At 71.7% G+C, this 3,685-nt stretch carries 5 protein-coding genes; 3 read left to right on the top strand and 2 right to left on the bottom strand.

Annotation, left to right across the window (positions count from 1 at the left end):
- Window positions 1-630, bottom strand: a 630-nt coding sequence (glyS, locus tag Q0L15_RS05515) for a glycine--tRNA ligase (protein ID WP_296602820.1), incomplete at its 3' end; no start/stop codon positions are given.
- 79 nt (window positions 631-709) lie between these two features.
- Window positions 710-1,030 carry an antibiotic biosynthesis monooxygenase family protein gene (locus Q0L15_RS05510; RefSeq protein WP_296602818.1) on the bottom strand — a complete coding sequence of 107 codons (321 nt, stop codon included), beginning with the start codon at window positions 1,028-1,030 and terminating at the stop codon, window positions 710-712.
- A 61-nt stretch (window positions 1,031-1,091) separates the two neighbouring features.
- Between Q0L15_RS05510 and Q0L15_RS05505 the strand changes: the two genes are divergently transcribed.
- From Q0L15_RS05505 to Q0L15_RS05495, 3 genes are all read left to right on the top strand, one after another.
- Entirely contained in the window at window positions 1,092-1,994 is a 903-nt protein-coding gene (locus Q0L15_RS05505) for a metal ABC transporter substrate-binding protein (protein ID WP_296602817.1), read from the top strand.
- Window positions 1,991-2,839: an ABC transporter ATP-binding protein gene (locus tag Q0L15_RS05500; protein ID WP_296602816.1), complete on the top strand. Its 849-nt coding sequence runs from the start codon at window positions 1,991-1,993 to the stop codon at window positions 2,837-2,839. The genes Q0L15_RS05505 and Q0L15_RS05500 overlap by 4 nt, the downstream gene beginning before the upstream one ends.
- The coding region (locus Q0L15_RS05495; RefSeq protein WP_296602814.1) for a metal ABC transporter permease at window positions 2,836-3,685 on the top strand (850 nt) is incomplete at its 3' end. The genes Q0L15_RS05500 and Q0L15_RS05495, both read left to right, overlap by 4 nt.

Below are 3,685 nucleotides of genomic sequence, written 5' to 3'. Positions count from 1 at the left end.
GCGGAAGATGAAGTTGCCCGGCGTGATCTCGTTGCGGAAGCTCTTGCCGATCTGGGCGATGCCGAACGGGGGCTTCTGCCGGCTCGAGGTCACAACGTTGGCGAAGTTGATGAAGATGCCCTGGGCGGTCTCGGGGCGCAGGTAGTGCAGGCCCTCGTCGTTCTCGATGACGCCGAGATAGGTCTTGAGCAGGCCGGAGAACTGACGCGGCTCGGTCCACGCGCCGCGGGTGCCGCAGTTGGGGCAGGCGACGGTCTTGAGATCGACGTCGTCGGGGTTGTCGAGACCCTTCTTCTCCGCGACCTCCTCCTGCAGGTGGTCGGCGCGGAACCGCTTGTGGCACGACTGGCACTCGGTCAGCGGGTCGGTGAACGTGTCGACGTGGCCACTGGCCTGCCAGACCTGGCGGGGCAGGATGATGCTGGAGTCCAGGCCCACCATGTCGTCGCGCATGGTGACCATCGACTTCCACCACTGGCGCTTGATGTTCTCCTTGAGCTCGACGCCGAGCGGGCCGTAGTCCCAGGCGGAGCGGGTGCCGCCGTAGATCTCGCCGCACGGGTAGACGAAGCCCCGGCGCTTGGCGAGGGAGACGACGTGGTCGACGGTGGACGGCGGCGGCTTGGCCACGATGGAACTCCTGGGTCTCGGCCGGCTGGCTGCCGGTCAGGGTCGATGCTCGGTACGGCTCGGAACGGCTCCGAGCGGCTCAGCCTAACGACCGAGGCGCGGCGACATTGAGGGTGGTGCCCGGCCCGGCGGCCTCGTAGGCCGACGGCTCGTCCAGCGCCCGGCTGAGGACCGCGACCGCGTGCAGCTTGACGTCGTACGTCGAGAGCGCCCGCCGGTAGCTGCCCACGTCGGCCCAGCGCGTGGTGAGCACCCACAGCTCGGGGTCGTCGACGTTGCGACCGATCTCGCCGCCGACGTAGCCGGCGCACGCCGCGAGCGTCTCGTGCGCGGTCACGAGGCCGGCCCGGAAGGACTCACCATCGCCGACCGGGACGCGGAACCTGTTCACGACGAGCACCCGCCGATCCTACGCGCGGCCGAGTTGACAACGGTTCTCAACTAGGTTGAGAATCGTTCTCATGAACAAGCTTGTCGCCCTCGCTGCCCTCCCGGTCCTGGCGCTGACGGGGTGCGCGGCGTTCACCGACGACTCCTCCCCCGGCAACGGCCCGGTGGACGGGGTCCAGGTCGCGGCGGCGTTCTACCCCCTCGCCTACGTGGCCGAGCGCGTCGGCGGCGACCACGTCGACGTCACGAACCTGACCACCCCGGGCGGTGAGCCGCACGACCTGGAGCCCTCGGTCACGGTGACCGCCGAGATCACCGAGGCCGACCTGGTCCTCTACGAGAAGGGGTTCCAGCCGGCGGTCGACGCCGCGGTCGACGAGACCGCCCGGGGCGACCTCCTCGACGCCGCCGACGTCGTCGATCTGACGTCCTTCCGCGACCACGGCGTCGACTCCGACGAGCTCGACCCGCACTTCTGGCTCGACCCGCTCCTGGTCGCCGACGTCGCCGAGGCCGTGGCCGACCAGCTCGCGGACCTCGACCCCGACCACGCCGAGGACTACTCCGCCAACGCCGCCGACCTCGTGTCCGACCTGCGCGAGCTCGACCGGCAGTACACCAGCGGCCTCGCCGGCTGCACGCGGACGACCGTGGTGGTCAGCCACGACGCGTTCGGCTACCTGCAGCGCTACGGCCTCGACATGGAGGCGATCGTCGGCCTCTCCCCCGAGGCCGAGCCGACGCCCTCCGACCTGGCGCGGTTGCAGCGGTTGATCCACGACGACGGGGTCACGACGGTGTTCTCCGAGACGATCGTCAGCGCCAAGGCCGCCGACTCCCTCGCCGAGGCCACCGGCGCCGAGAGCGCCGTCCTCGACCCGATCGAAGGCCTCACCGGCCGCACCGCCGACGAGGACTACCTTTCCCTCATGCGTGCCAACCTCGCCGCCCTGGAGAAGGCGAACGGCTGTTGAGCCCCTCGACACCGGTGACCGGTCCCGTCATCGAGCTGACCGGCGGCGCCGTCTCGATCGGCGGCCGGCCGATCCTGCGCGGCATCGACCTGACGGTCTCCGCAGGCGAGTTCCTCGCGCTGATGGGCGCCAACGGGTCGGGCAAGTCGACGCTGGTCCGCGCGCTCACCGGGCTCCACCCGCTGGCCAACGGCAGCCTGCGGCTGTTCGGGTCGCCGTACGGCGACTTCCACGACTGGCGCCGGGTCGGCTACGTGCCCCAGCGCGGCAGCGCCGCGTCCGGCATCCCCGCCTCGGTCTGGGAGGTGGTCGCGTCCGGCCGCCTCACCCACCGCCGCCTGTTCCGGCCCCTGGGCCGCCGGGACCGGACCGCGATCGCCGACGCCCTCGAGGTGGTCGGGCTCGCCGACCGGGCCGGCGACGGCGTGTCCACCCTCTCGGGCGGCCAGCAGCAGCGGGTGCTCATCGCCCGGGCGCTCGCGGGCGACCCCGAGCTGTTCTTCCTCGACGAGCCGACCGCCGGCGTCGACCTGCCCAACCAGCTGATGCTCGCCGACAGCCTGCGCACCCTCTCGCAGCGCGGGGCGACCATCGTGCTGGTCGCCCACGAGCTCGGTCCGCTCGCGCCACTGGTCGACCGCGCGGTCGTGATGCGCGACGGCCGGATCAGCTACGACGGGCCGCCGTTGACCCACGACCAGGTGCACCAGCCCGACCTCGCGATGGTGCACGTCGACCACGTCGACCAGGGCGGGCACGGTCACCACCACGGTGACCCCGCCCGCCACGACCACGCCCCCCACGTCGCCGCGCCGCTCGACCAGGACGGGCGGGAGACCCGGTGAACGACTACCTCCACCTGCTCAGCCTGCCGTTCATGCAGCGGGCGCTCATCGCCGCGCTCTTCACCGGGTTGGCCGCCCCCGTCGTCGGGACGTACCTGGTGCAGCGCCGCCTGGCGCTGATGGGCGACGGCATCGGGCACGTCGCGGTCACCGGCGTCTCCCTCGGCCTGCTGACCGGGACCTCCCCCGTCTGGACGGCCGTCGTGGTCTCGGTGCTCGGTGCGATCCTCATCGAGGTCATCCGCGAGCGTGGCCACGCCAACGGAGACGTCGCCCTGGCCCTGCTGTTCTACGGCGGCCTGGCCGGAGGTGTGCTCATCACCGGGCTCGCCGGCCAGAGCGGTGCGACGCTGCAGACCTACCTGTTCGGCTCGATCACCACGATGTCGGTCACCGACGTGGTGGTGACGATGGTGCTCGCCGGGGTCGTGGCACTGCTCGGCATCGGGCTCGCTCCCCAGCTGTTCGCGGTGGCCCAGGACCAGGAGTTCGCCCGGGTCGCCGGGCTCAACATCCGCGTCTACAACGTGCTGGTCGCGGTGCTGGCCGCCGTCAGCGTCAGCGTCGCCATGCGGACGGTCGGCCTGCTGCTGGTCTCGGCCCTGATGGTCGTGCCGGTCGCGACCGCCCAGCAGCTCACCCGGTCCTTCCGCGGCACCCTGCTCGCGGCCATGGCGCTCGGCACGCTGGCCGCGGTCGGCGGCCTGCTGATCTCGGCCGCCGCTCCCGAGGACACCACCGTCGTCCCCGGACCCACGATCGTGCTGCTGGCGTTGGCCTGCTTCACGATATCCTGGCCCGTCGGCGTCTGGCTGCGGTCGCGGCAACGGATGCGCCGCCCGTTCC

The sequence above is a fragment of the Nocardioides sp. genome, assembly GCF_024509035.1.
In the GTDB taxonomy this organism is placed as follows: domain Bacteria; phylum Actinomycetota; class Actinomycetes; order Propionibacteriales; family Nocardioidaceae; genus Nocardioides.
The sequence above is the reverse complement of the archived record's forward strand: the minus strand, read 5'-3'. Positions and strand labels throughout refer to the sequence as shown.